The organism is Actinomadura sp. NPDC048394, assembly GCF_040651755.1.
GTDB lineage: Bacteria > Actinomycetota > Actinomycetes > Streptosporangiales > Streptosporangiaceae > Spirillospora > Spirillospora montaniterrae.
Map to the genome: position 1 here is coordinate 83,044 of NZ_JBEZJL010000028.1, position 21,221 is coordinate 104,264.

The window sequence follows — 21,221 nt, forward strand, 5'->3', positions numbered from 1 at the left end:
GAGGACATGGGATTTTCCCATCCCCTTCCACACCGGTACGGGAACGCCGCCACCGCCCTCCACGTCCGTGGAAATGAGCGGCCGGCGCCCGCGCCTTCCGTTGATCAGGACGAAAAGCCGACCGGGCACCCGTTGAAGATCAGCTCAATGACGGCCACTTCCCCTCCCTGGAAGATCAACAGCTCGTTGAAGACAGCCGGAGCGCAGCCAGATTACTGTGACGATGTTCGTTTTTCCGGGAAACCCGAGAAACTGTCGCGATGAATGGCTGAAATCATGCATGCGCAGATCTGCACGGACGAGCCGGCCGGATTCTCGCCCACGGCGCCCACAGCGCCCACAGCGCCGACGGCGCCGACGGCGCCCCCGCGAGAACGGTCGTTCGCGTCCCGGCGACCGCCCGGCGGCCCGCGCCCGCAGGCGACCCCGCCGCCCAGGCGGCGGCACGCCCCGAACGGGTCTCCGCCCGCGCCCGCCCAGCGCGCCGAACTGGTGCTGCGGAGGCTGCACCGGCTGATCGCGCCCCGCTTCGCGCGGGCCGAACCGCGCGACCGCGCCTTCGCCTTCCTGCGCGGCATGGTGCTGTCCGCCGAGCGCCGCAACGCCAGCCGGCTCGCGGAGAGCGCGGGCGAGCCGCGCCCCGACGGGATGCAGCGGCTGCTGACGACGGCCCGGTGGGACGCCGACGAGCTGAGGGACGACCTGCGCGACGTCATCGTGGAGCACCTCGGTGCCCCGGACGCGGTGCTGGTGCTGAACGAGCAGGGCTTCGCCAAGAAGGGCGACCGGTCCGTCGGCGTCGCGCGCCAGTTCTCCCCTTCGTCCGGCGTCGTGGAGAACTGCCAGGTGGCCGTCTTCCTCACCTACGCCGCGCCGCGCGCTCAGGCCATCATCGACCGCGAGCTGTACCTGCCGGCCGGCTGGGCGCGGGACCCGGTCCGGCGCTCCGCGGCCCGCGTCCCCGCGGACGTTCCGTTCCGCGGCCCCGGACGGCTGGGCTGGGAGATGCTCGACCGCGCGCTGGCCGCCGGGGTCCCCGCCGCCTGGGTCGCGGCCGAGGCGCCGTTCGGCACCGACGCCGAGCTGCGCCGGCGGCTCGCCGGGCGCGCGATCCCGCACGTCCTCGGGCTCGCGTCCGCGACGAGGCCCGGCGTGATCGGCCTCGGCGGCGGGCGGCGCGTCGCGCCCGAGGAGGTCGCCGCGTCGATCCCGGCGCACGAGTGGCTGACCACCACGGACCGGGACGATCCGGTACGGCGCGGCGGCGCGTGCCATTCCGCGCGCGTCCCGCTCCGGCGCACCGGGAACGGCGGGCTCGACGAATGGCTCCTCGTGCGCCGGGACGGGCGCGGGACGCGGCTCTACGCGTGCGCCGCCCCCCGCGCGGCGACGCTGCGCGAACTGGCCGAGGTCGCCCGGCAGGCCGAGCTGGCGCCGCAGTGCGCGGCGTCGGCGCGGCGGGAGGTCGGGCTCGACCACTACGAGGTCAGGCTGTGGAAGGCCTGGTACCGGCACATCACCCTCGGCCTGCTCGCGCACGCGGGCGTGACGCTGGCCGGTACCGGCACCGCTCCCTGATGCCGCCCGCCCGGGCGGCGCGTTCCCCGCCTCCGCCGACGCTGCGCACGTCCTCCCCCATCAGAGCGAAGGGACCGCCATGCACGAGATCACCGACGACGCCCTGCGCCGCGAGCTGGCCGGCCGGCTCCGGCGCTACCGCGAGCTGCGCGAGCGGCTCGGCCCCGAACGGGCCCGCGAGGCGATGCTCGAGGGCCTTCCCGAGAAGCAGGCGGCGAGGCTCGGCCCCGCGGTGAAGGAGCCCGTCCTCGCCCGCGGGCTCGCGCGCGCCCTGCCGTGGCTGGAGGCGGCGGGCCTCGTCCACGAGGTCGTGGACGACTCCCGTCCCGGCGAGGACGCCGCGCTGGAGATCGCGTTCACCTGCACCTGCACGACCGCCGCCGCCGGCCTCGGCATCCCGCCGGAGCGGGCCGAGCCGCTGCTGTGCGGCCTGGAACTGGAGGCGACCCGGCGGGCCTTCCCGGAACTCGGCGTCCGGGCCCTCGCCCACCGCACCGAGGGCAAGCGGGTCTGCGTCTTCCGCTACCGCCGTGACGAGCAGCCGGGGCGACAGGACGCCCCGGCCTGACCTGGAGGTGTGACCATGAAACTCGATCTGACGGCCGTCCACCGGCGGCTCGGCTGGCGCGCGCAGGCGGCCCTCGCGGGCGCGGGCGCCGGCCTCACCGCGCTGGTGGCCACCGCGGGGGACTTCCGCGCGGGCGTCCTGGCCGCGCACATCCCCGTGGTGCTGACGCGCCTCAACAAGGACGCGCTGTCCGCGCCGGTCCTGCCCGACGGCAAGGTGTCGTTCGCCTTCTACGGCGTGATCGACGAGCCCGGGGCGACCCGGACCGTCCAGGCCGACCTGGAGAAGGACGACGTCCTGTACGTCGAGATGCTGATCCCGAAGCTGCCGCCGGAGACCGGGATCGCGCCGGAGCGGCTGCCGTCCCTGGCGCTGGTGTCGCCGTCCGGCGAGCGGCAGGTGTTCACCGCGAACCGGCGCGAGACGTTCGACGAGCCGTACACCGACACGTCCTACATCAGCTACAGCATCGGCCGCCTGTCGGCCGAGAAGGGCACCTACACGATGGAGATCGCGGGCGACGTCCCGGCGCGGTTCGTGCTGGCCGTCGGTGAGGAGGAGCGTCCCGGAGAGGTCATGAAGGGCGAGGTCGCCGACATCGCCGACGTGCACGAGTGGTACCGGACGCCGCCCGCCGCGGCGGCGGCCGAGTAGAGCACCGGACCGAGAGGGAGGAGGCGGCGATGGGCCGGATGGAGCGTACGGAGCGGCTGTGGGACCGCGCGCGGCGGATCACGCCCGGCGGGGTGAACTCGCCGGTGCGGGCGTTCGGCGCCGTGGGCGGCACGCCCCGGTTCATGACCTCGGGCCGGGGCCCGTACCTCGTCGACGTGGACGGGAACGAGTACGTCGACCTCGTCTGCTCGTGGGGCGCGGCGCTGCTCGGGCACGCCCATCCGGCCGTCGTGGCGGCGCTGCGCGTCGCCGCGGCGCAGGGCACGTCGTACGGCGCGCCCACGGAGGGCGAGGTGGAGCTCGCCGAGGAGATCGCGCGGCGCGCGCCGGTCGAGCGGGTGCGGCTGGTGAGCTCCGGCACCGAGGCGACCATGTCGGCGATCCGGCTCGCGCGCGGCTTCACCGGCCGGGCGAAGGCGGTCAAGTTCGCCGGCTGCTACCACGGGCACGCCGACGGGCTGCTGGCGTCGGCCGGGTCGGGGGTCGCGACGTTCGGGCTGCCGGACTCGCCGGGGGTGACCGGCGCGGCGGCGGCCGACACCATCGTGCTGCCCTACAACGACGCCGGCGCGGTCCGGGCCGCGTTCGCCGCGCACCCCGGGGAGATCGCGTGCGTGATCACCGAGGCGTGCCCGGCGAACATGGGCGTGGTGCCGCCGCGCGACGGCTTCAACGCGCTGCTCGCGCGGCTGTGCCGGGAGGACGGCGCGCTGCTGGTCGTGGACGAGGTCCTCACCGGGTTCCGCGTCACGGCGTCCGGGTGGCACGGCCGCCAGGAGACGGCGGCGGACCTGATGACGTTCGGCAAGGTCATGGGCGGGGGCCTGCCGGCCGCCGCGTTCGGCGGCCGCGCCGAGATCATGGAGCTGCTCGCCCCGGCCGGGCCCGTCTACCAGGCGGGGACGCTGTCGGGGAACCCGCTCGCCACCGCCGCCGGGATGGCGACGTTCCGGCAGGCGACCTCGGAGGCGTACGCGCGGATCGACCGTGCGGCGGCCGCGCTGATGGCGGCGACGGCCGAGGCCCTGGACAAGGAGGGGGTGCCGTACCGCATGCAGAGCGGCGGCAACCTCTTCTCGGTCTTCTTCGGGGTCCGGGACGAGGTCGTCGACTACGACGGTGCCCGCACGCAGGACGCGGCACGGTACGCGGCGTTCTTCCACGCGGCTCTGGAGCGGGGCGTCCACCTGCCGCCTTCGGGGTACGAGGCGTGGTTCGTCTCCGCGTCCCACGATGACGCCGCGCTCGATCGCGTGATCGAGGTCCTCCCGTACGCGGCGCGCGCCGCGGCGGACGTCCGCGGCGGCACCTGATCCCGCGCGCACACGAAGGCGGCCACCGGATTCCGGTGGCCGCCTTCGCCGTTGCCGTCAGACCGGATGCGCGGTCGGCGAGAAGCCGTAGGGCAGCCGCAGCCGGTGCGCGTTGAGCAGCTCGTCGTCCGCGAGGACGGTGCCGGTGGCGCCGTCGGCGACGATGCGGCCGCCGGACAGGATCAGCGAGCGCGGGCACAGCTCGGCGGCGTACGGCATGTCGTGCGTGACCATCAGCACGGTGACGCCGAGGGACAGCAGGAGCTCGGCCAGCTCCGCGCGGCTCGCCGGGTCCAGGTTGGACGACGGCTCGTCCAGCACGAGGATCTCCGGCTCCATCGCCAGGACGGTCGCGACCGCGACGCGGCGCCGCTGCCCGAACGACAGGTGCTGCGGCGGCCGGCCGGCGGCGTGCAGCATGCCGACCCGGCGCAGCGCGTCCTCGACCCGCCCGTCGAGCTCGCCGCCGCGCAGGCCGAGGTTCGCCGGGCCGAAGGCGACGTCCTCGCGGACGGTCGGCATGAACAGCTGGTCGTCGGGGTCCTGGAAGACGATCCCCACCCGCCGCCTGATCTCCCGGAGGTGCTCCTTCGCGACCGGAAGGCCGGCGATCCGGACGGTCCCCCGGCCGCCGGACAGGACGCCGTTGAGGTGCAGGACCAGCGTGGTCTTCCCGGCGCCGTTCGGGCCGAGCAGCGCGACGCGCTCGCCCGGCCGGACGGTGAGGTCCACGCCGCGCAGCGCCTCGGCGCCCCCGGGATAGGCGTACGCCAGGTCGTCGACCTGCACGGACGGCGGCGGCGCGGAACCGTTGAGCGCGTCGTCCATCAGTTCACCGCCCAGGCCGTCGCGGCCGTCACGGCGGCGACGGCGGGGACGAGACCCGCCGCCGCCCACTGCGCGGCCGAGACCGGCAGCTCGCGGATCACCGGGCTTCGTCCCTCGTAGCCCCGGCTGGCCATGGCGACGTAGACGCGTTCGCCGCGCTCGTAGGAGCGCAGGAACACCGCGCTCAGCGACCGCGCCAGCGTCCGGACGTGCCGGACGTCGCGCGCGTCGAAGCCGCGGGACGTCCGCGCGATCCGCATGCGGCGCAGCTCGTCGAGGATGACGTCGGCGTACCGCAGCATGAACGAGGCGATCTGCACCAGCAGGGGCGGCAGCCCGAGGCGTTCGATGCCGACGAGCAGCGTGCGCGGCTCGGTCGTCGCGGCCAGCAGGATCGACGCGGTGATGCCGAGCGTGGCCTTGGCCAGGATGTTCCACGCGGCCCACAGCCCGGCCGCGCTCACCGTGATCCCGGCGATCGCGACGGGGCGCCCGTGCACGATGAACGGCAGCCCCAGCGCGAACGCGACGAAGGGCACCTCCACCAGCATGCGCCGGGCGACGAACCCGGCGGGGACCCGCGCGGCCGCCGCGACCGCCGCGAGGACGAGCGCGTACAGCCCGAAGGCCCACACCTGCTCGCGCGGCGTGGCCACCACCGCCACCACGAAGGCGAGCGCCGCGACGATCTTGCATTGCGGCGGGAGCCGGTGCACGGGCGTGTCGCCGTGCCGGTACAGCCGGTGCGCGTGCCCGCCGCTCACGGCTCCTCCCGGCGGGGCGCGCGCCGGCGGCGGACGGTCCAGAACACGCCGCCGCCGATCGCCAGGGTCACGCCGACCCCGATGACCCCGGCGAGCCCGTCCGACAGCCGTCCGTCCTTGACGCCCTTCACCCCGTACCCGCTGACGGGGGACCCGCCGGCGGGGCTCGTGCGCTCCTTGCGGTTCATGCGGTGGTCGGCGGCGACCTTGTTCAGGCCGTCCGGTTTGCTGCTGGCGTAGTAGCTGACCAGCCCGGCGAGGACGAGGGCGATGACGATCCCCGCCGCCAGCAGCCGTTTGACGCTCGTGTCCATGGAGCTTCCTAGTCTCGGTCGGTTCGTGCGCTGTCTCGGTCGGTTCGTGCGCTTCAGATCCGCGACGGTTCGGGCGGCGCGACCCGGGCCGCGCGGCGCCGCGCGGTCCGGACGCCGTGGACGAGGTCGGGCCGGACGGCCAGCACGCCGCCGACCGTGACCGCGGTGATGAGCCCTTCGCCGAGGCCGATCAGCACGTGCACGCCGACCATGGCCGCCGCGACGGTGCCGAGCGGGACGTCCGCCGTCCCGCCGATCGCGTAGACGCCGACGAAGCCGAGCGCGGCGACGGGGACCGACACCGCCGCGGCGGCGAACGCGGCGGCGCTGAGCGCGCGCGGCCGGTCCGGCAGCAGCCGTGCCAGCAGGCGGAACACCGCGTGCCCGACGACGGCGGTGACGATGCCCATCAGCGTGATGTTGACGCCGAGCGTCGTCAGCCCGCCGTCGGCGAACAGCAGCGCCTGGACCGACAGCACCACCGACAGGCACAGCACGGCGGCGTACGGGCCGACGAGGATCGCGGCGAGGGCGCCGCCGAGGACGTGGCCGCTGGTGCCGCCGGCGACCGGAAAGTTGATCATCTGGGCGGCGAAGACGAACGCGGCCATCAGCCCGGCGAGCGGCGCGGTGCGTTCGTCGAGCTCGGATCGGGCCTTGTAGAGGGACAGGGAGACGCCGGCCGCGGCGAAGAGGCCGGCTCCGGCGCAGACGGGCGCGTCGATGAATCCGTCGGGGACGTGCACGACGTTTCCTTTCGGAGGCGATCAGTCGCTGTCTTCCACGGGGTCGTTGCGGGGTGCGGCCGGCTGGGCGGGCGCGGGCGGCGGAGCCGGTGCCGGCGGCGCGGCGGGCGCGGGCGCCGGCGGTGCGGCGGGCGCGGGCGGGCGGCGCGTTCCGGCGTCGCGGGGAAGCCGCAGTCCCAGGCCGAGGCCGGCGAGCATGACGGCGGCGGTCAGGAAGGTGACCGTCCGCGCGGCGGAGGCGAGGGCGTCGCGCGCCGCCGTGCCCGCCGCGGCCGTCTCCGGCCGCTCGCGCAGGCCGGGGATGTTCGCGCCGAGGCTGTCGCGGACCGACGCCGCCAGCTCCGCACGGGTGGTGCCGGGCGGCGGGCCCGTCCCGTCGAGGCGGTGGTCCAGGCCGGTGCCCAGCGCGGTGACGAGGACGGTGCCGAGCACGGCGATGCCGAGCGCCGACCCCAGCAGGCGGGTGGTGTTCTGCGCGCCGGACGCCTGCCCCGAGCGTTCGACGGGCACGTCCGCGAGCACGACGTTCGACAGCTGCGCGCTCGCCAGCCCGACGCCGACGCCGTACACCAGCAGCGGCCCGACGAGCCACCACGGACTCGCCGCCGGCCCCATCACCGCGCCGGCCGCGGCGATGCCGGCCGTCTCCAGCGCCAGGCCCGCGACGACGACGCGGCGCGGGCCGTACCGCTGCGTGAGGATCCCGGCGCCCGGTCCCGCCACCAGCGCCCCGACCGCGAGGGCGAGCACGACGAGCCCGGCGCGCAGCGCGCCGGCGCCGAGCGCGCCCTGCAGGTACAGCGGCAGGACGAAGACGAGGCCGAACTCCGCGAGCCCGACGATGGCGATCGCGATGTTGCCGATCCGGAAGCTCGGGACGGCGAACAGCGTCACGTCCAGCAGGACGGGTTCGCCGCGCCCGCGGCGCCGCGCGGTCGTCACGGCGAACAGCAGGAGGCAGAGAGCGCCGAGCACGGCGGCGGGCGGGATCGGCGACACGGCGGAGAACGGCCAGTCCAGGGGGCCGGCGTGGAACGTCCTCGTCGGCGTCCACCAGCCGTACCGCTGCCCTTCGATGAGGACGAAGACGAACGCCGCGCACCCGGTGCTCGCGGCGAGCGTGCCGGCGGCGCCGGTCCGCAGCGTCGCGCGCGGGTCGCGGGCCTCCGGCACCCACAGCGCGATGCCGAGCAGCACCAGCAGCCCGAGCGGGACGTTGATCGCGAAGATCCAGCGCCAGGAGTGCGCGCTCGTCAGCCAGCCGCCGAGGACCGGGCCGATCGCCACCGTCCCGCCGATCACCGACCCCCACACGGCGAACGCCATCGCCCGGTCCCGGCCCCGGAACGCGGTGTTGACGACCGCGAGGGTCGCCGGGAGGATCATCGCCGCCCCGGCGCCCTGCAGCACCCGGCCGAGCAGCAGCCCGGCGGCGCCGTGGGCCTGCCCCGCGACCGCGCTCGCCGCGCCGAAGACCGCGACACCGAGGGCGAACAGCCCGCGGTGCCCGAGCACGTCGCCGATCCGGCCGGCCGGCAGCAGCAGCGCCGCGAACACCAGCATGTACCCGGCGTTGACCCATTCGGCGTCGGTCGAGGCGATGCCGAGCCGGCCGATGATCGTGGGCAGCGCGACGTTGACGATCGTGCCGTCCACCATGATCAGCGAGACGCCGACGCTGAGCGTGGCCAGGCACAGCCGGCGGCGCAGGGCCGCGCGCGGCGGGCGCGCGGCCGGCGCGCGGCGACCGCCGTATAGGACGTCACCGGACATGTGAGCCTCCGGGTCGGGATGCGGCCGCCGCGACGCGGCGGTCCGGCGAGATGCCGGAACGGTCAAGCGGCGGGGCGCCGGGACGGTCAGGCGGGGCGGCCGGCGGGCAGTCCGGAGACGACGTCGGCGGCGACCCGGCGGGCGTCGCGGACGCAGTCGTTGATGCCGACGCCGTGGTAGGCGTTGCCCGCGAGGTGCAGGCCGCCGAGCCCGGCCGCCGCGGCGAGCACGCCGTCGATCCGGTGCCGGTGCCCGACGGGGTACTCCGGGATGGCGCGCCGCCACAGATGGTCGAAGGCGAACACGGGCTCGCCGCGGACGCCGAAGATGTGGACGAGGTCGCGGTGCACGTTGCGGACGGCCTCCTCGCGGGAGAGCGAGGAGAACGCCGGGTCCTGCATGCCGCCGGCGAGCGTGCGGATGAGGACCATGTCGTCGGGGGCCTGCTCGGGGAAGATGGTGGAGGTGTGGATGCTGGCGAGGATCCGCGTCCGCTCCGTCGGGATCGTCAGGAAGCCGATGCCCTTCGGTTCCCTCTTCACGTCCGCGCGCCGGTAGCCGAGCGCGACGACCCGCACGTCGGGATGCGGGATCGCGGCCAGCGCCGCCGCGGCGTCCGGAAGGTGCGGCTCCAGCAGGCCCGCCGCGAGGTGGGCGGGGAGCGCCAGCACGACGTGGCCGGCCGTCAGGACCCGCCCGTCGTCGAGGACGACCCGCCAGCCGCGCCGCCCGCCAGCCACGTTTCGGCCGTCCGCGTGCCGGCCGTCCGCGTGCCGGGCGGTCTCGGTGGCGCGCTCGATCGCGGCGGCCCGGCAGCCGAGCCGGATCTGGTCGGCGAGGGCCTTCTCCAGCGCGTCGATCAGCCGCTGCATGCCGTGGCCGCGGAAGGTGTGCAGCCGCATCCCGAACTCGCCGAACCTCGGCAGCCGGGGCACGTAGAACCGGCCCTTCTGGGTGCCGCGGAGCTGCACGCGCAGCGCGCCGAGCAGGATGCTGCCGTACCGCTCCTCCAGGTACCGGACGTAGGGGAACTTCGCGTCGATGCTCAGCCGCCGCGAGTCTCCCCCGGTGACGCCGAGGACGGCGGGGACGGCCAGCGTCCGCGCCAGCTCCCAGCCGAAGCGCCGCGCGGTGAACTCGAAGACGGGCTCCTCGTGCAGATCCTTGGCGATGAACGGCTCCATCGCGATGCGCAGCTTCCCCCGCATCGACAGCAGCGGGCTGCGCAGGAACTCCCGGGGCGTCGTCGGGAGGGTGAGCAGCTCCTCGTCGTCGCGCAGGAGCAGCAGCCTCTCGGCCTCGCCGGTCGCGAGCATCAGCTCCTCGCCGAGGTCGAGCTCGTGCGCGAGGTCGCCGACCCCGCCCGGCCCGTACACCACGAAGCCGTGCGGGCCGGTGTCGACGGTGAAGCCGCGCTCGTGGCGGGAGCCGACGATCCCGCCGACGCGCTCCGATCCCTCCAGCACGACCACCGAGCTGCCCGGGGACTGCTGCCTGATCTGGAACGCGGCGGTGAGGCCGGTGATGCCGCCGCCGATGACGACGACGTCGTGGTCCCCGTTCGGCGCCTCCGTGACCTGCGCCCCCGCGACCTGAGCGTCCTTGAGCGGTGCTTCCTTGACCGGTGCTTCCTTGTTCGTCACAGCAGCCCCCTGGCGGCGTCGACGGCCCAGTAGGTGAGGATGATCGAGGCGCCCGCCCGGCGGATCGAGGTCAGCGTCTCGGCGACGGCCCGGTCGCGCTCGATCCAGCCCCGCGCCGCTGCGGCCTCGACCATCGAGTACTCCCCCGACACCTGGTAGGCGGCGACGGGGACGTCCACGGCCTCGGCGGTCCGGCGGACGATGTCCAGGTACGACATCGCGGGCTTGACCATGACGATGTCGGCGCCCTCCGCGACGTCGAGGCGGACCTCGCGCATCGCCTCGCCGCCGTTGGCCGGGTCCATCTGGTAGGTGCGGCGGTCGCCGGTGAGCGAGGAGTCGACGGCGTCCCGGAACGGCCCGTAGAACGCCGACGCGTACTTGGCCGCGTACGCGAGGACGGCGACGCCGGTGTGCCCGGCCGCGTCGAGCGCGCCGCGGATCGCGGCGACCTGGCCGTCCATCATGCCGCTGGGTCCGACGACGTCCGTCCCGGCGTCGGCGAGGGCCACGGCCATCCGCCCGTACCGGTCCAGGGTGGCGTCGTTGTCGACGGTCCCGTCCGCGGCGAGCACGCCGCAGTGCCCGTGGTCGGTGAACTCGTCCAGGCAGAGGTCGGCCATCACGGTCGTCGCGTCGCCGACCTCGGCGGCGAGGTCCGCGACCGCGACGTTGAGGATCCCTTCGGGGTCGGTCGCGGCGAGCCCGAGCGGGTCCTTGCGCTCGGGGACGGCGAACAGCATGAGCCCGCCGACCCCGGCCTCGACCGCCTCGCGCGCGGCCTTGCGCAGCGAGTCGCGGGTGTGCTGCAGGACGCCCGGCATCGACGGGACGGGGACGGGCTCGGTGATGCCCTCCTTGACGAACATGGGCAGGACGAGGGAGGCCGGCGGCACCCGCGTCTCGGCGACCATCCGCCGCAGGGACGGGGTGCGGCGCAGCCGGCGCGGTCGCACGACCGGGCGCGGCGGCTGCGGGCGTGGCGGCTGCGGGCGTGGTGGCGTTGTGTCGGGCATGTGATCCTCCAACAGGGCGTCGCGGGTGCTCAGCCGTGACCGATGGGCTGGGACGGGTGGACGGGGCGGGAGCGCGGGTCCGCGCCTCCCGTGGCCTGCGGCTGCGCGGCGAGGACGTCCGCTCCGCCGTCGGCCAGGAGCGTGCGGGCGAGCCGCCGGCCCAGGGCGGCCGCCTCGGCGGGCGTCGCGGCGGGCCCGTTCGCGGACCGGCGCAGGACGGACGAGCCGTCGGGGACGGCGACGAGCCCGTCCAGCCGGAGGGCGCCGCCCTCGCCGTCCGGGACGGCGAGGGCGCCGACCGGCGAGGTGCAACCGGCGTCCAGGCCCGCGAGGAAGGCGCGCTCGGCGGTGACCGCGAGCCGCGACGGCGCGTCGTCGACGGCGCGGAGGGCCGCGGCGGTCGGCGCGTCGTCGGCCCGGCACTCGAGCGCCAGCGCGCCCTGGCTCGGCGCGGGCATCACGATGCCGGGCTCCAGGGGCGCGGCGACGGCGTTCAGGCGGCCGAGCCGCGACAGCCCCGCCATGGCCAGGACGACCGCGTCCAGTTCCCCGGTCTCGGTGCGGGCGAGCCGGCTGTCGACGTTGCCGCGCAGCGGGACCACCGTCACGTACGGGGCACGGGCCCTGATCTGGGCGGCGCGGCGCGGCGACCCCGTGCCGACCCGGGCACCCGGCGGCAGCGCGCCGAGCGACGCGGGCGGCCCCGCCGACGCGGCGAGCGCGTCGCGGGGGTCCTCCCGCACGGGAACGGCCGCGAGCCGAAGTCCCGCCTCGGGCGCGGTGGGCAGGTCCTTGAAGGAGTGGACGACGAAGTCGACCTTCCCGGCCAGCAGCGCCTTGCGCAGGGCGGTGACGAACACGCCGGTGGACCCGAACCGCTCGATCGGGGCGTCGCTCTCGTCCCCCTCGCTGGAGAGCAGGACCAGGTTGACGGACCTGCCGGTGGCCGCGGTGATCCTGCGGGCCGCCCAGCTCGCCTGGGCCACCGCGAGCTTGCTCTTGCGCGTGCCCAGCAGCAGCGGCGTACCGGGGTCGGCGCGGTGGTGGTTGGTCGTCATGCGTTCGCCTCGCTCACGTCGAGATCGAAGAGGCGGGTGAGCGCCTCCAGGTACAGGCGGCCGTCGGGCGTCCCGGCGAGCTCCTTCGCCCGCACGATGGGGGTGTGCAGGAGCTTGCCGACGATGCGGTCGACCGCCGCGACGGTCTCCGCGCGCTCGCTCTCGCCGAGGCCGGGCAGCCGGCCGGCGAGCCGGGCCAGCTCCTGGTCGACGACCTCGCCGGCCCGCGACCGCAGCGCGACGATGAGCGGTTTCACGGTGGACTCCATGCGCCGGGCCAGGAACGCCGCGGCCTGCTCGGTCACGATGCCGCCGGCCCGGCCGACGTCGTCGGGCCGTCCCCGCCGGGCCAGCAGCCGGCCGAGCCGCTCGATGTCCACCAGCGTCACGCCGTCGACGTCGCCGCACAGCGGGTCGATGTCGCGGGGCATCGCCAGGTCGAGCGCGACGAGCGGGGCGTGCCCGGTCTCCTTGCGCGCCACCCGCATGCGTTCGGCGTCCAGCACGTGCCCTTGCGCCCCGGTGGAGGAGACGACGAGGTCGCACCGCTCCAGGACGGCGGGCCAGCCGTCGGCGGTGACGGCCGCACCGCCCACCTCAGCGGCGATCCGGACCGCCTTGGCGTGGGTCCGGCTCGTGACGTGGATCTCGCCCGCGCCCTTGTCGCGGAGGAGCCGGGCGGCGAGCGAGCCGATCGTTCCGGTGCCGATGAGCAGGGCGGTGCGCCCGCGCAGGCCGCCGAGGACGTCGTCCGCCGCGTCCAGCGCGGCGTGGACGAGGGAGACCCCGGCCTGGCCGACGCGCGTCTCGGTGCGGGCGCGCTTGCTCACCCGCAGCGCGTTCTCCATCAGCTCCGTCAGGACGGCGCCGCTGGTCCCGGCGTCCTGCGCGGCGCGCAGCGCGGCCCGCACCTGCGCGACGATCTGCTCCTCGCCGACCGCCATCGACTCCAGCCCGCAGGCGACGCGGAACAGGTGCGCCACCGCCTCGGTCTCGCGGCGGATCGCGACGGACCCCCAGACGTCGTGCTCGGGGACGCCGGCCAGCCCGGCGAACGCCTCCACCACGTGGCACGTCGCCTCGCTGTGCCGCTCGGTCGCGACGAACGCCTCGAGACGGTTGCACGTCGCCAGCAGCACCGCCTCCTCGACGGCCGGGTGGCCGGTGAGCCGTTCGAGGGCCTCCTGCGTCCGGCCGGGCGGCACCGCGAGCCGTTCGAGCAGCCCGATCGGCGCGCTGCGGTGGTCCAGCCCGACGTTGTGTATGTGCATCACGGGAAAGCTCAACCTCACAGGGTGCGGAATCGACGGGAATTCTGTACCGCGGGGAAGAATGACGTGAGCGTAGGCAAGGCCCGGAAAATCCGTCCAGGCATCCGCGGTAGTGGCCCGCGCGCACCGCACTAGAACGCATTAAGTGCGGTAATGCGGAACGGCCGTGGATTCACCTCCGGCCGGTTTGTTAGCGTCCGGCGGGCGTCCCACTCGATGGCGGAATTCTTGGAGGACCGGGTGACCACGACCGAAGAGACCGGCGGGCCCGCCCCGGCCGGAGCGGCGGAGCCCGCGGCGAGCACCGGCACGCGAAGCACCGGCATGCGAAGCACCGGCACGCCGAGCACCGGCACGCCGAGCGTGTTCCTGGAGGCGGCGCGCGGCGCGTCCACGTCGCGCGCACCGGTCTGGCTGATGCGCCAGGCCGGCCGCTACCTGCCGGAGTACCGGGAGCTGAAGGAGCGGTACTCGTTCTGGGAGATGTGCCGCACGCCCGAGATCGCGGCGGAGGTGACGCTGCAGCCGCTGCGGCGGTTCCCGCTCGACGCCGCGATCGTGTTCAGCGACATCATGACGCCGCTGCCGCCGATGGGCGTGCCCGTCGACTTCGCGCCGGGGCCGGTCATCCGGAACCCGGTGCGGACCGCCGCCGACGTCGCCGCGCTCCGGGTGCCGGACGGCGGCGAGATCGCGCCGTTCGTCGCCGAGGCGATCGGCATCGCCCGCGCCGAGGCCGCCGTCCCGGTCATCGGGTTCGCCGGCGCTCCCCTGACCGTGGCGGGCTACGCCGTCCAGGGGACCGGGTCGGTGGACTACGCGGACTTCCGGGCGTGGCTGCACCGCGAGCCGCGCCTCGCGCACGCCCTGCTCGACAAGCTCGCCGACGTCACCGCCGCCTACCTGCGCACGCAGATCGACGCGGGCGCCCGGGCCGTGCAGCTGTTCGACAGCTGGGCCGGCGTCCACGGCCGCAACGCCTACGCGACCTTCGGGATGCCCTACGCGCGGCGGGTCCTCGACGCGCTCGCCGGCACCGGCGTGCCGCGCATCTACCTCGCGGTCGGCGCCGCGCACCTCTACCCGCAGATCGCCCGGCTCCCCGCCGAGGTCATCAGCGTCGACTGGCGGCAGCCGCTGGACGCCGCCCGCGCGGCCTTGCCGGACAAGGCGCTGCAGGGGAATCTGGACCCGACGGTCATGCTGGCCGACGCCGGCACGATGCTCGCCGCGGCACGCGAGGTGATCAGGGCCGGGGCGGGCGGCGCGCACGTCTTCAACCTCGGCCACGGCGTCCTGCAGGGCACGCCGCCGGACAACGTGGCCCGTCTCGTCGACCTGGTTCACCAGACCCCCCGCGAGGAGGCCGCGGCATGAGTCACGCCGAGTCCGTCACCGAGATGCTCCGGCGGCACCAGGACCGCCTGGTCGCCGCGTTCGAGGACCAGGACGGCGGGGCCCGCTTCCGGACGGCGCGGTGGACCCGCGACGGCCTCGGCGGCGGCCGCGCGCGGATCCTGGAGGGCGGCCGGGTCTTCGAGCGGGCGGGTGTGAACGTCTCGCTGGTCGCGGGCGACAGGGTCCCCTCGGCCGTCAGCCGGACCCGGCCCCAGCTGGCCGACCGGGGGTTCCGCGCGACCGGCATCTCGATGGTGCTGCATCCGCTGAACCCGTACGCGCCGTCCTTCCACGCCAATTTCCGCTACTTCGAGATCGACGGCGGCGAATGGTGGTTCGGCGGCGGAATGGACCTCACCCCGATGTACGGGTTCGACGAGGACGCCGTCCATTTCCACCGCACCATCAAGGAGTGGTGCGGGCGGCACGAGATCGCCTCTTACGAAGAGTGGAAGGCGACGTGCGACGAGTACTTCTACATCAAGCACCGTAAGGAGATGCGCGGAATAGGCGGGGTCTTCTTCGACCGGATCACCGCCGACGCTCCGCGGCCCCCCGCGTCGTACGGCGCCTTCGTCGAGGACGGTCTCGGCGCGATCCTCGACGCCTACCAGCCGATCGTCGCGCGCCGCTCCCCGATGCCGTACGGCGACCGGGAGCGCGACTGGCAGCTGGCCCGGCGCGGCCGGTACGCGGAGTTCAACCTCGTCTACGACCGCGGCACGCTGTTCGGCCTGCAGACCAACGCCAACATCGAGGCCGTCCTGATGTCGATGCCGCCGCTGGCCCGCTGGGGCTTCGACATCACGCCGGAGCCGGGCAGCCCGGAGAGCGACGTGGCGCGGTTCCTCCAGCCGCGCGACTGGGCGGCCCACGAGCCTTCGCCGCTGCTGCCCGCACGCTGACGGCCCCGACCGCGACGGCCGCCATCTCCCGGCGCTCCGCCCCCGGAAACGGCCGCGGCCGGCCAACGCGAGGAGCGTCCTTGCCGCCTCGGCTCACACTTGAAAGGGTCCTACCGACGGCACGCAGGGCCGGTTCCTGCGGCGTTCCGGCGATCCTCCGACCGCGGTCAAGGGGCAGTGGTGCGACATTCCTCCGGTGAGCAGGCGCTCGACCCCGTCGGCTACGACGCCGAACTGCGGCGGCATCACGAGGTGCTGCGCCGGGCCTGGGGTGTCGGGCTCCACGACCACGTCCTCGACATCGGATGCGGCACCGGGCGGACGACCCGGGACGCCGCGCGCACGGCCCGCGCGGGCGGCGCGCTCGGGGTCGACGTCTCCGCGCCCGCCATCGAGCGCGCCCGCGAGCTGGCCCGGGCGGACGGGCTCGGGAACGTCGCCTTCGAGCAGGGGGACGCGCAGCGCCACCGCTTTCCGGAGGCGCGTTTCGACCTGGTGACCAGCAGGTTCGGCACCATGTTCTTCGCCGACCCGGGCGCCGCCTTCGCCAACGTCGGGCGGGCGCTGCGCCCGGACGGGCGCCTGGTGATGATGGTCTGGCAGTCCGCCGAGCGCAACGAATGGGACGTCGCCATCCGCGAAGCGCTCGCGGGATCCGACGCGCCGCCGCCCGCCGCCGAGGGACCGGATCCGTTCTCGCTCGACGACCCGCCGGCCGTGACGCGGATCCTGGACGAGGCGGGGTTCGCCGACATCGCCTTCACCGACGTGCAGGAGCCGGTCTATTACGGTCCGGACGTCGCCGCCGCCCTCGGCTGGGTCCGCGGCTTCACATCCACCAGGGAGGCACTGGAGCGGCTGGACTCCGCCGCCGCGGCGCGTGCGGTCGAGCGCCTGCGCGAAACGCTCCACGCCCATCTGTCCGGTGACGGCGTCCGGTTCGACTCCCGCGCCTGGATCATCACCGCCCGCCGTCCCGGCTGACACCGCGCTGCGGTCGCCCTAGGCCGTGCCCGCCATGCGCCGGCGGGTCCGTTCGGGAGCGGTCGCCGGCAGGGTGGCGAGGACGTCGGCGAGCGAGGTGGCGGCGAGGCTGCTCCGCCACGCCTCGTGCGCCTCGGCCATCTTCGCGGCGAGGACGCAGGTCTCCCGGCAGTCCTCGGGACGCAGCGCACCGCGGCCCTGCTGCCGGATCTCGCGGCACTCGTAGGGCGAGGCCCCGCCGTCGACCGCCTCGACGATCTGCAGCAGCGTGATCTCGGCGGCGGGACGGCCGAGCCGGAACCCGCCCCGGGGGCCCGTGGTCGCCGCGAGGACGCCGCCGCGCACCAGCGCCTGGAGCTGTTTGGCCAGGTAGGGCGCGGGGAGGTCGTAGTACTGCGCGAGCTGGGCCGCCGACGCGGTGGCGCCCGGGTCGAGCTGGGCCAGCGTCGTGGCGCAGTGCAGGAGCCATTCGGTGCTCACGGGCAGCTTCATGGCCCCGATCCTATCGGAGACATTGCGGATCCGTTTAGTCCGAGATAGAGTCGTGCCCGGTCCAGAGACGAGGAGAGATCACCATGCGGATCGCCGTTGCGGGTGCGACAGGGAACATCGGGGCGCTCACCGTCACCGCCCTCCAGAAGGCCGGGCACGACGTCGTGCGCATCAGCCGCTCGCTCGGCGTCGACCTCGTCACCGGCGAGGGGCTCGACGCGGCCCTGACCGGCGTCGACGCCGTCGTCGACGCCACGAACGCGACGGCCGCCGACCCGGCGGAGACGGTGGCCTTCTTCGGCGCCGTCACCCGGAACCTGCTCGCCGCCGAGGAGCGCGCCGGGGTCCGCCACCACGTCCTGCTGTCGATCGCCGGGGTCGACCGCGTCGAGGGCAACGCGCACTACGCCGGCAAGCGGGAGCAGGAGCGGCTGGTCACCGCCGGGCCGGTGCCGTGGTCGATCGTCCCGGCCACCCAGTTCCACGACTTCGCCGCGATGCTCGCCGGCTGGACGGAGCAGGACGGCGTGGCCACGATCCCGCCGCTGCTCGTCCAGCCGGTCGCGCCCGCGGACGTCGCCGCCGTCCTCGCCGAGGTCGCCGCGGGCGCGCCGCAGGGCCGCTGCCCCGACCTCGCCGGGCCGGAGCCGCAGGACCTGGTCGACATGGCCCGCCGCACCTACCAGGCACGCGGCCGCACGGTGAAGCTCGTGCCGACCTGGGCGGGGCTGTTCGGCCCGGAGATGGCGGGCAACGCGCTCCTGCCCGGCGAGGGCGCCCGCATCGCGCCGACCACGTTCGACGAGTGGCTCGCGACGGCCTGAGCGACGGCCTGAGTGACGGCCTGGGCGACGCGGGCGCGGCGCCTCACTTGGACTCGACCCGTCCCAGCGGATCGTCGCTCTCCAGCAGCGCCTCGCACGCCGCCCGCCAGCCGGAGCCGTCGATGCCGAGCGCGTGGCGGAGGTAGGCCAGCGTGAGCCGCTGGACGAGGGCCAGCCGTTCCGGGTTCTCGTCCGTGGTCTCCCTGGCCTCGTAGCCGGGGATCCCGCCGAGCGAGTGCTCCGCCCCGAACAGCGTGAGCAGGCTCTTGGGGCCCGGGCTCAGGTGGTAGGGGTCGGCCGTCCAGTCCGGCCCGCGGACGGTCAGCGGGAGGTCGTCCCGGTCCCCCGTGACCACGAGGGCGGGCGTGGTCATGTGCGCGAAGCTCGGGTTCATGAACGGGTAGTGCTCGGCGGCGAACGGGGTGAGGTCGGCTCCGCCGCGCCCGGCCGTGGCGAGCAGGACGCCCGCCTTGACCCGCGAGTCGGAGAGGTCCTCCTCCTCGCCGGTCACGGGGTCGATGACGCGCAGGCCCAGCAGGTTGCCCGCCGTCTGGCCGCCGAACGAGTGCCCGGCCGCGGCGATGCGGCCGCGGTCGAGGCGCCCGGCGAGACCGGGAAGGGCGGCCTCCAGGAGGTCGAGGTGGTCGAGGACGCGCTTCAGGTCCTCGACGCGGAAGCGCCAGATCCGGGGCGTCCGCGGGTCGTCCTCGGGAAGGCCGACCGTCCGCGAGTCGAGGTGGGTGGGCTGGATCACCGCGAAACCGCGGGCGGCCCAGTAGTCGGCGAGGGGGCCGTAGCCGTCGAGCGATGAGCCGAAGCCGTGCGAGAACACGATGATCGGCAGTTCGGTCCCGGTCGCCGGCGCGGAGACGCGCACGCGCAGGTCCTCGCCGCGGCCCGGCGCGGGAAGCACCACCGGCTTCACCGAGACGACAGGGGCGGGTGCCGCGGTGCCGATGCCGGCGGCCGGCGTTTCCAATGCGGTCATGGCTCTTCCTTCTTCAACCGCCTCAGCGGAGGGGTGCGAGTTCGCGGCTACGCTAAAAGCTGACGCTGACGTCAGAGGCAAGTAGCGTGGCCGGAGTCACACCGGGAGGCATGATGCGCATCGGCGAGCTCGCCGCCAGGACGGGCGTGAGCGTCCGCGCTCTGCGGTACTACGAGGAGCAGGACCTGCTCGCCGCGGAGCGCAGCCCGAGCGGGCAGCGGCACTACGCGGACGCCGCGGTCGACCGCGTCGGGCTGATCCAGCAGCTGTACGCCGCGGGCCTGTCGAGCCGGTCGATCCTCGAACTGCTGCCCTGCGTGGTGGACGGCGAGGCCACGCCGGAACTCCTCGACCGGCTCGCCGCGGAGCGCGACCGCATCGACCGGCGGATCAGCGACCTGTCCGGCGCCCGGGACCGGCTCGACACCGTCATCTCCGCCGCCACCGCGAACCTGCGGACGGGCGTGCACTGCCAGGCCCGCCGGCCGACCTGACCGCCCCCGCGAGGACGTGCGGCCGGCCGGATCACCGAAGCGCGGCATGACGGTCGTCGGGCGGGCGGGTCAGAGCAGGGCGTACATGCGGATGTGGACGGCCTCGGGCTCCAGAGCGCGCGCGAGGCCGACGAAGACGGTGCGGGCGAGCCACCGGTGCGCCGGGGCGTCGGTGCGGAAGACCGGCGACGTTCGGTAGTAGTGGCCGGGCCAGGACACCTGGAGGTCGCCGTCGAACTGCTCCGGGCAGTCGGTCCCCTCGTGGTAGTAGCCGCGGTTGACGATGTCGATGACCGCGCCGTCCTCGGCCCGGAGCAGGTAGCGGGCGTCGAGCTGGCAGACGTCGCCCCGGGTGTTCGACCAGTCGCCGCCGCCCGGCAGGACGGTCCCGCGCAGCAGCGGGCCGTCGACCGTGCCGCCGGTGATGGGGGTGAACTCGGTCTTCTCCCCGTCGCCATGGCCGACGTGCAGGGTCGGGGCGAGGTCGGCGCGGATCTCGAAGGCGAAGGTCAGGGCGGGCGCGAAGGCGGATGCGGTGTCGGGCATGGCGGCAGGTTAGCGAGGGTCCGGCCGATATACAACAGCGTTGTACATCAATGTTGCATCTCGTCCGGCCGGGCCATCGCCGTGAGGCGGCGGGCGAGGCGCGCCGCCGCCTCCCGCAGTTCCGGCGGTTCGAGGACCTCCGCCTCGAAGCCCAGCCGGACGACCCGCATCGCGAGCCAGTCCAGGTCGTCGCCGCCGACGACGAGCACGCACCACCCGTCGCGGTCGTCCTCGACGCGCCCCACCTGGGGCGGGATCAGCTCGAGCACCTCGGCGGGACGGGCGCGCATCCGGATCCGCGCGAGGTACCGGTAGGGCGCCTCGGTTACCGACCGCCGCACGTAGTCGACCGGGTCCGGATGCTCCCTCACCGGGAAGTGCCAGGTCGTCGCCGTCACCTCGCGCATGCGGTCCAGCCGGAAGGTCCGCCAGCCGTCGCGGTCGACGTCCCAGGCCATCAGGTACCAGCGGCGTCCTGTGGCGACCATCCGGACCGGCTCCACCGTGCGCTCGCGCTCGTCGCCGCCGCGCGCCGCGTATCGGAACCGCACCCGCAGCGCGTCGCGGCAAGCGCGCGCGAGCGTCACCAGCACATCGGCGTCGACCACGGCCCCGGGTCCGACGAGGGTCTCGGTGGCGCCGTGCACCGCCCGCACCTCGGCGCGCAGCCGCGGCGGCATCACCTGGTCGAGCTTCGCGAGCGCGCGCAGCGCCGCCTCCCCCGCCCCGGCGACCGTGCCGCCCGCCGCGAGCCGCAGCGACACCGCCGTCGCGATCGCCTCCGCGTCGTCGAGGAGCAGCGGCGGCAGCCGGGTGCCCGCGCCGAGCCGGTAGCCGCCGCCGGCGCCCGGAACGGCGTGGACGGGGTAGCCGAGCGCGCGCAGCCGCTCCACGTCCCGGCGCACCGACCGGTCGGTGACGCCCAGCTCGGCGGCGAGCTCGGCGGCGGTCCAGGACGGCCGGCGCTGGAGCAGCCCCAGCAGCCGCAGGACCCGCTCGGTGGTCGCCTCGACGGTCACGCGCTCATCGTTCCACGGGCCGCG

The 21,221-nt window shown here is 75.0% G+C and carries 22 protein-coding genes; 9 read left to right on the forward strand and 13 right to left on the reverse strand.

Going from position 1 to position 21,221, the window contains the following annotated elements; translation table 11 throughout:
* Positions 1-264 precede the first annotated feature (264 nt).
* The 4 genes from AB0C78_RS21845 (at position 265) to hemL (ending at position 4,134) form a co-directional block, all read left to right on the forward strand.
* Positions 265-1,578, forward strand: a complete 1,314-nt coding sequence (locus AB0C78_RS21845; RefSeq protein ID WP_360750620.1) for an IS701 family transposase — start codon at positions 265-267, stop codon at positions 1,576-1,578.
* Positions 1,579-1,657: 79 nt separating this feature from the next.
* Positions 1,658-2,146 (forward strand): hypothetical protein, encoded by a 489-nt coding sequence (locus tag AB0C78_RS21850; protein WP_360750622.1) that lies wholly within the window; start codon positions 1,658-1,660, stop codon positions 2,144-2,146.
* A 15-nt stretch (positions 2,147-2,161) separates the two neighbouring features.
* Positions 2,162-2,800: a hypothetical protein gene (locus AB0C78_RS21855; protein WP_360750624.1), complete on the forward strand. Its 639-nt coding sequence runs from the start codon at positions 2,162-2,164 to the stop codon at positions 2,798-2,800.
* 29 nt (positions 2,801-2,829) lie between these two features.
* Complete coding sequence (gene hemL / locus AB0C78_RS21860; RefSeq protein WP_360750626.1) at positions 2,830-4,134, forward strand: glutamate-1-semialdehyde 2,1-aminomutase; 1,305 nt, start codon at positions 2,830-2,832, stop codon at positions 4,132-4,134.
* 57 nt (positions 4,135-4,191) lie between these two features.
* Here hemL and AB0C78_RS21865 read toward each other — a convergent pair whose 3' ends face one another.
* The 9 genes from AB0C78_RS21865 to hemA all read right to left on the reverse strand — a co-directional run bounded on the left by AB0C78_RS21865 (position 4,192) and on the right by hemA (position 13,547).
* Positions 4,192-4,962, reverse strand: coding sequence for an ABC transporter ATP-binding protein (locus AB0C78_RS21865; RefSeq protein ID WP_360750628.1), 771 nt, complete (start codon positions 4,960-4,962; stop codon positions 4,192-4,194).
* Positions 4,962-5,726 carry a cobalt ECF transporter T component CbiQ gene (gene cbiQ / locus AB0C78_RS21870; protein ID WP_360750630.1) on the reverse strand — a complete coding sequence of 255 codons (765 nt, stop codon included), beginning with the start codon at positions 5,724-5,726 and terminating at the stop codon, positions 4,962-4,964. Before cbiQ ends, AB0C78_RS21865 begins: the two co-directional genes overlap by 1 nt.
* On the reverse strand, positions 5,723-6,040 hold the full coding sequence (locus tag AB0C78_RS21875; protein ID WP_360750632.1) for a PDGLE domain-containing protein: 318 nt from the start codon (positions 6,038-6,040) through the stop codon (positions 5,723-5,725). The genes cbiQ and AB0C78_RS21875 overlap by 4 nt, the downstream gene beginning before the upstream one ends.
* A 53-nt stretch (positions 6,041-6,093) precedes the next feature.
* Positions 6,094-6,786: an energy-coupling factor ABC transporter permease gene (locus AB0C78_RS21880; RefSeq protein ID WP_360750634.1), complete on the reverse strand. Its 693-nt coding sequence runs from the start codon at positions 6,784-6,786 to the stop codon at positions 6,094-6,096.
* Positions 6,787-6,807: 21 nt separating this feature from the next.
* A complete protein-coding gene (locus tag AB0C78_RS21885; protein WP_360750636.1) occupies positions 6,808-8,559 on the reverse strand; it encodes an MFS transporter in 1,752 nt (583 codons plus the stop codon).
* 86 nt (positions 8,560-8,645) lie between these two features.
* Positions 8,646-10,202, reverse strand: coding sequence for a protoporphyrinogen oxidase (gene hemG, locus AB0C78_RS21890; RefSeq protein ID WP_360750638.1), 1,557 nt, complete (start codon positions 10,200-10,202; stop codon positions 8,646-8,648).
* Positions 10,199-11,218: a porphobilinogen synthase gene (hemB, locus tag AB0C78_RS21895; RefSeq protein ID WP_360750640.1), complete on the reverse strand. Its 1,020-nt coding sequence runs from the start codon at positions 11,216-11,218 to the stop codon at positions 10,199-10,201. Before hemB ends, hemG begins: the two co-directional genes overlap by 4 nt.
* A gap of 29 nt (positions 11,219-11,247) precedes the next feature.
* Entirely contained in the window at positions 11,248-12,276 is a 1,029-nt protein-coding gene (gene hemC, locus AB0C78_RS21900; protein WP_360750642.1) for a hydroxymethylbilane synthase, read from the reverse strand.
* Positions 12,273-13,547, reverse strand: a complete 1,275-nt coding sequence (gene hemA / locus AB0C78_RS21905; protein ID WP_360750644.1) for a glutamyl-tRNA reductase — start codon at positions 13,545-13,547, stop codon at positions 12,273-12,275. Before hemA ends, hemC begins: the two co-directional genes overlap by 4 nt.
* 240 nt (positions 13,548-13,787) lie before the next feature.
* Between hemA and hemE the strand changes: the two genes are divergently transcribed.
* The 3 genes from hemE to AB0C78_RS21920 all read left to right on the forward strand — a co-directional run bounded on the left by hemE (position 13,788) and on the right by AB0C78_RS21920 (position 16,834).
* Entirely contained in the window at positions 13,788-14,924 is a 1,137-nt protein-coding gene (gene hemE / locus AB0C78_RS21910; RefSeq protein WP_360750646.1) for a uroporphyrinogen decarboxylase, read from the forward strand.
* Positions 14,921-15,850, forward strand: a complete 930-nt coding sequence (gene hemF / locus AB0C78_RS21915) for an oxygen-dependent coproporphyrinogen oxidase (RefSeq protein ID WP_360750648.1) — start codon at positions 14,921-14,923, stop codon at positions 15,848-15,850. Before hemE ends, hemF begins: the two co-directional genes overlap by 4 nt.
* Positions 15,851-16,030: 180 nt before the next feature.
* Positions 16,031-16,834, forward strand: a complete 804-nt coding sequence (locus AB0C78_RS21920) for a methyltransferase domain-containing protein (protein WP_360750650.1) — start codon at positions 16,031-16,033, stop codon at positions 16,832-16,834.
* 18 nt (positions 16,835-16,852) lie between these two features.
* On the opposite strand, the gene AB0C78_RS21925 is transcribed toward AB0C78_RS21920, so the two are convergent.
* Positions 16,853-17,326, reverse strand: coding sequence for an Rrf2 family transcriptional regulator (locus tag AB0C78_RS21925; RefSeq protein ID WP_360750652.1), 474 nt, complete (start codon positions 17,324-17,326; stop codon positions 16,853-16,855).
* Positions 17,327-17,409: 83 nt separating this feature from the next.
* Here AB0C78_RS21925 and AB0C78_RS21930 point away from each other — a divergent pair, with 83 nt between their 5' ends.
* The gene (locus AB0C78_RS21930) at positions 17,410-18,150 is read left to right on the forward strand and encodes an NAD(P)H-binding protein (protein ID WP_360750654.1); all 741 of its coding nucleotides are present in this window, start codon (positions 17,410-17,412) and stop codon (positions 18,148-18,150) included.
* Between the two features lie 43 nt (positions 18,151-18,193).
* On the opposite strand, the gene AB0C78_RS21935 is transcribed toward AB0C78_RS21930, so the two are convergent.
* Entirely contained in the window at positions 18,194-19,138 is a 945-nt protein-coding gene (locus AB0C78_RS21935; protein WP_360750656.1) for a chlorophyllase, read from the reverse strand.
* Between the two features lie 113 nt (positions 19,139-19,251).
* On the opposite strand from AB0C78_RS21935, the gene AB0C78_RS21940 reads away from it, so the two are divergent.
* Entirely contained in the window at positions 19,252-19,632 is a 381-nt protein-coding gene (locus tag AB0C78_RS21940; protein WP_360750700.1) for a MerR family transcriptional regulator, read from the forward strand.
* 69 nt (positions 19,633-19,701) lie between these two features.
* Here AB0C78_RS21940 and AB0C78_RS21945 read toward each other — a convergent pair whose 3' ends face one another.
* Positions 19,702-20,178 (reverse strand): DUF3237 domain-containing protein, encoded by a 477-nt coding sequence (locus AB0C78_RS21945; protein WP_360750658.1) that lies wholly within the window; start codon positions 20,176-20,178, stop codon positions 19,702-19,704.
* A gap of 47 nt (positions 20,179-20,225) precedes the next feature.
* Positions 20,226-21,197 (reverse strand): YafY family protein, encoded by a 972-nt coding sequence (locus AB0C78_RS21950; protein WP_360750660.1) that lies wholly within the window; start codon positions 21,195-21,197, stop codon positions 20,226-20,228.
* Positions 21,198-21,221: the final 24 nt, after the last annotated feature.

Coding starts and splice junctions, on each gene's coding strand:
- AB0C78_RS21845 (WP_360750620.1), top strand. CDS start 265: ATGGCTGAAATCATGCATGCGCAGATCTGCACGGACGAGCCGGCCGGA.
- AB0C78_RS21850 (WP_360750622.1), top strand. CDS start 1,658: ATGCACGAGATCACCGACGACGCCCTGCGCCGCGAGCTGGCCGGCCGG.
- AB0C78_RS21855 (WP_360750624.1), top strand. CDS start 2,162: ATGAAACTCGATCTGACGGCCGTCCACCGGCGGCTCGGCTGGCGCGCG.
- hemL (WP_360750626.1), top strand. CDS start 2,830: ATGGGCCGGATGGAGCGTACGGAGCGGCTGTGGGACCGCGCGCGGCGG.
- AB0C78_RS21865 (WP_360750628.1), bottom strand. CDS start 4,962: ATGGACGACGCGCTCAACGGTTCCGCGCCGCCGCCGTCCGTGCAGGTC.
- AB0C78_RS21875 (WP_360750632.1), bottom strand. CDS start 6,040: ATGGACACGAGCGTCAAACGGCTGCTGGCGGCGGGGATCGTCATCGCC.
- AB0C78_RS21885 (WP_360750636.1), bottom strand. CDS start 8,559: ATGTCCGGTGACGTCCTATACGGCGGTCGCCGCGCGCCGGCCGCGCGC.
- hemB (WP_360750640.1), bottom strand. CDS start 11,218: ATGCCCGACACAACGCCACCACGCCCGCAGCCGCCACGCCCGCAGCCG.
- hemC (WP_360750642.1), bottom strand. CDS start 12,276: ATGACGACCAACCACCACCGCGCCGACCCCGGTACGCCGCTGCTGCTG.
- hemA (WP_360750644.1), bottom strand. CDS start 13,547: ATGCACATACACAACGTCGGGCTGGACCACCGCAGCGCGCCGATCGGG.
- hemF (WP_360750648.1), top strand. CDS start 14,921: ATGAGTCACGCCGAGTCCGTCACCGAGATGCTCCGGCGGCACCAGGAC.
- AB0C78_RS21925 (WP_360750652.1), bottom strand. CDS start 17,326: ATGAAGCTGCCCGTGAGCACCGAATGGCTCCTGCACTGCGCCACGACG.
- AB0C78_RS21930 (WP_360750654.1), top strand. CDS start 17,410: ATGCGGATCGCCGTTGCGGGTGCGACAGGGAACATCGGGGCGCTCACC.
- AB0C78_RS21935 (WP_360750656.1), bottom strand. CDS start 19,138: ATGACCGCATTGGAAACGCCGGCCGCCGGCATCGGCACCGCGGCACCC.
- AB0C78_RS21940 (WP_360750700.1), top strand. CDS start 19,252: ATGCGCATCGGCGAGCTCGCCGCCAGGACGGGCGTGAGCGTCCGCGCT.
- AB0C78_RS21945 (WP_360750658.1), bottom strand. CDS start 20,178: ATGCCCGACACCGCATCCGCCTTCGCGCCCGCCCTGACCTTCGCCTTC.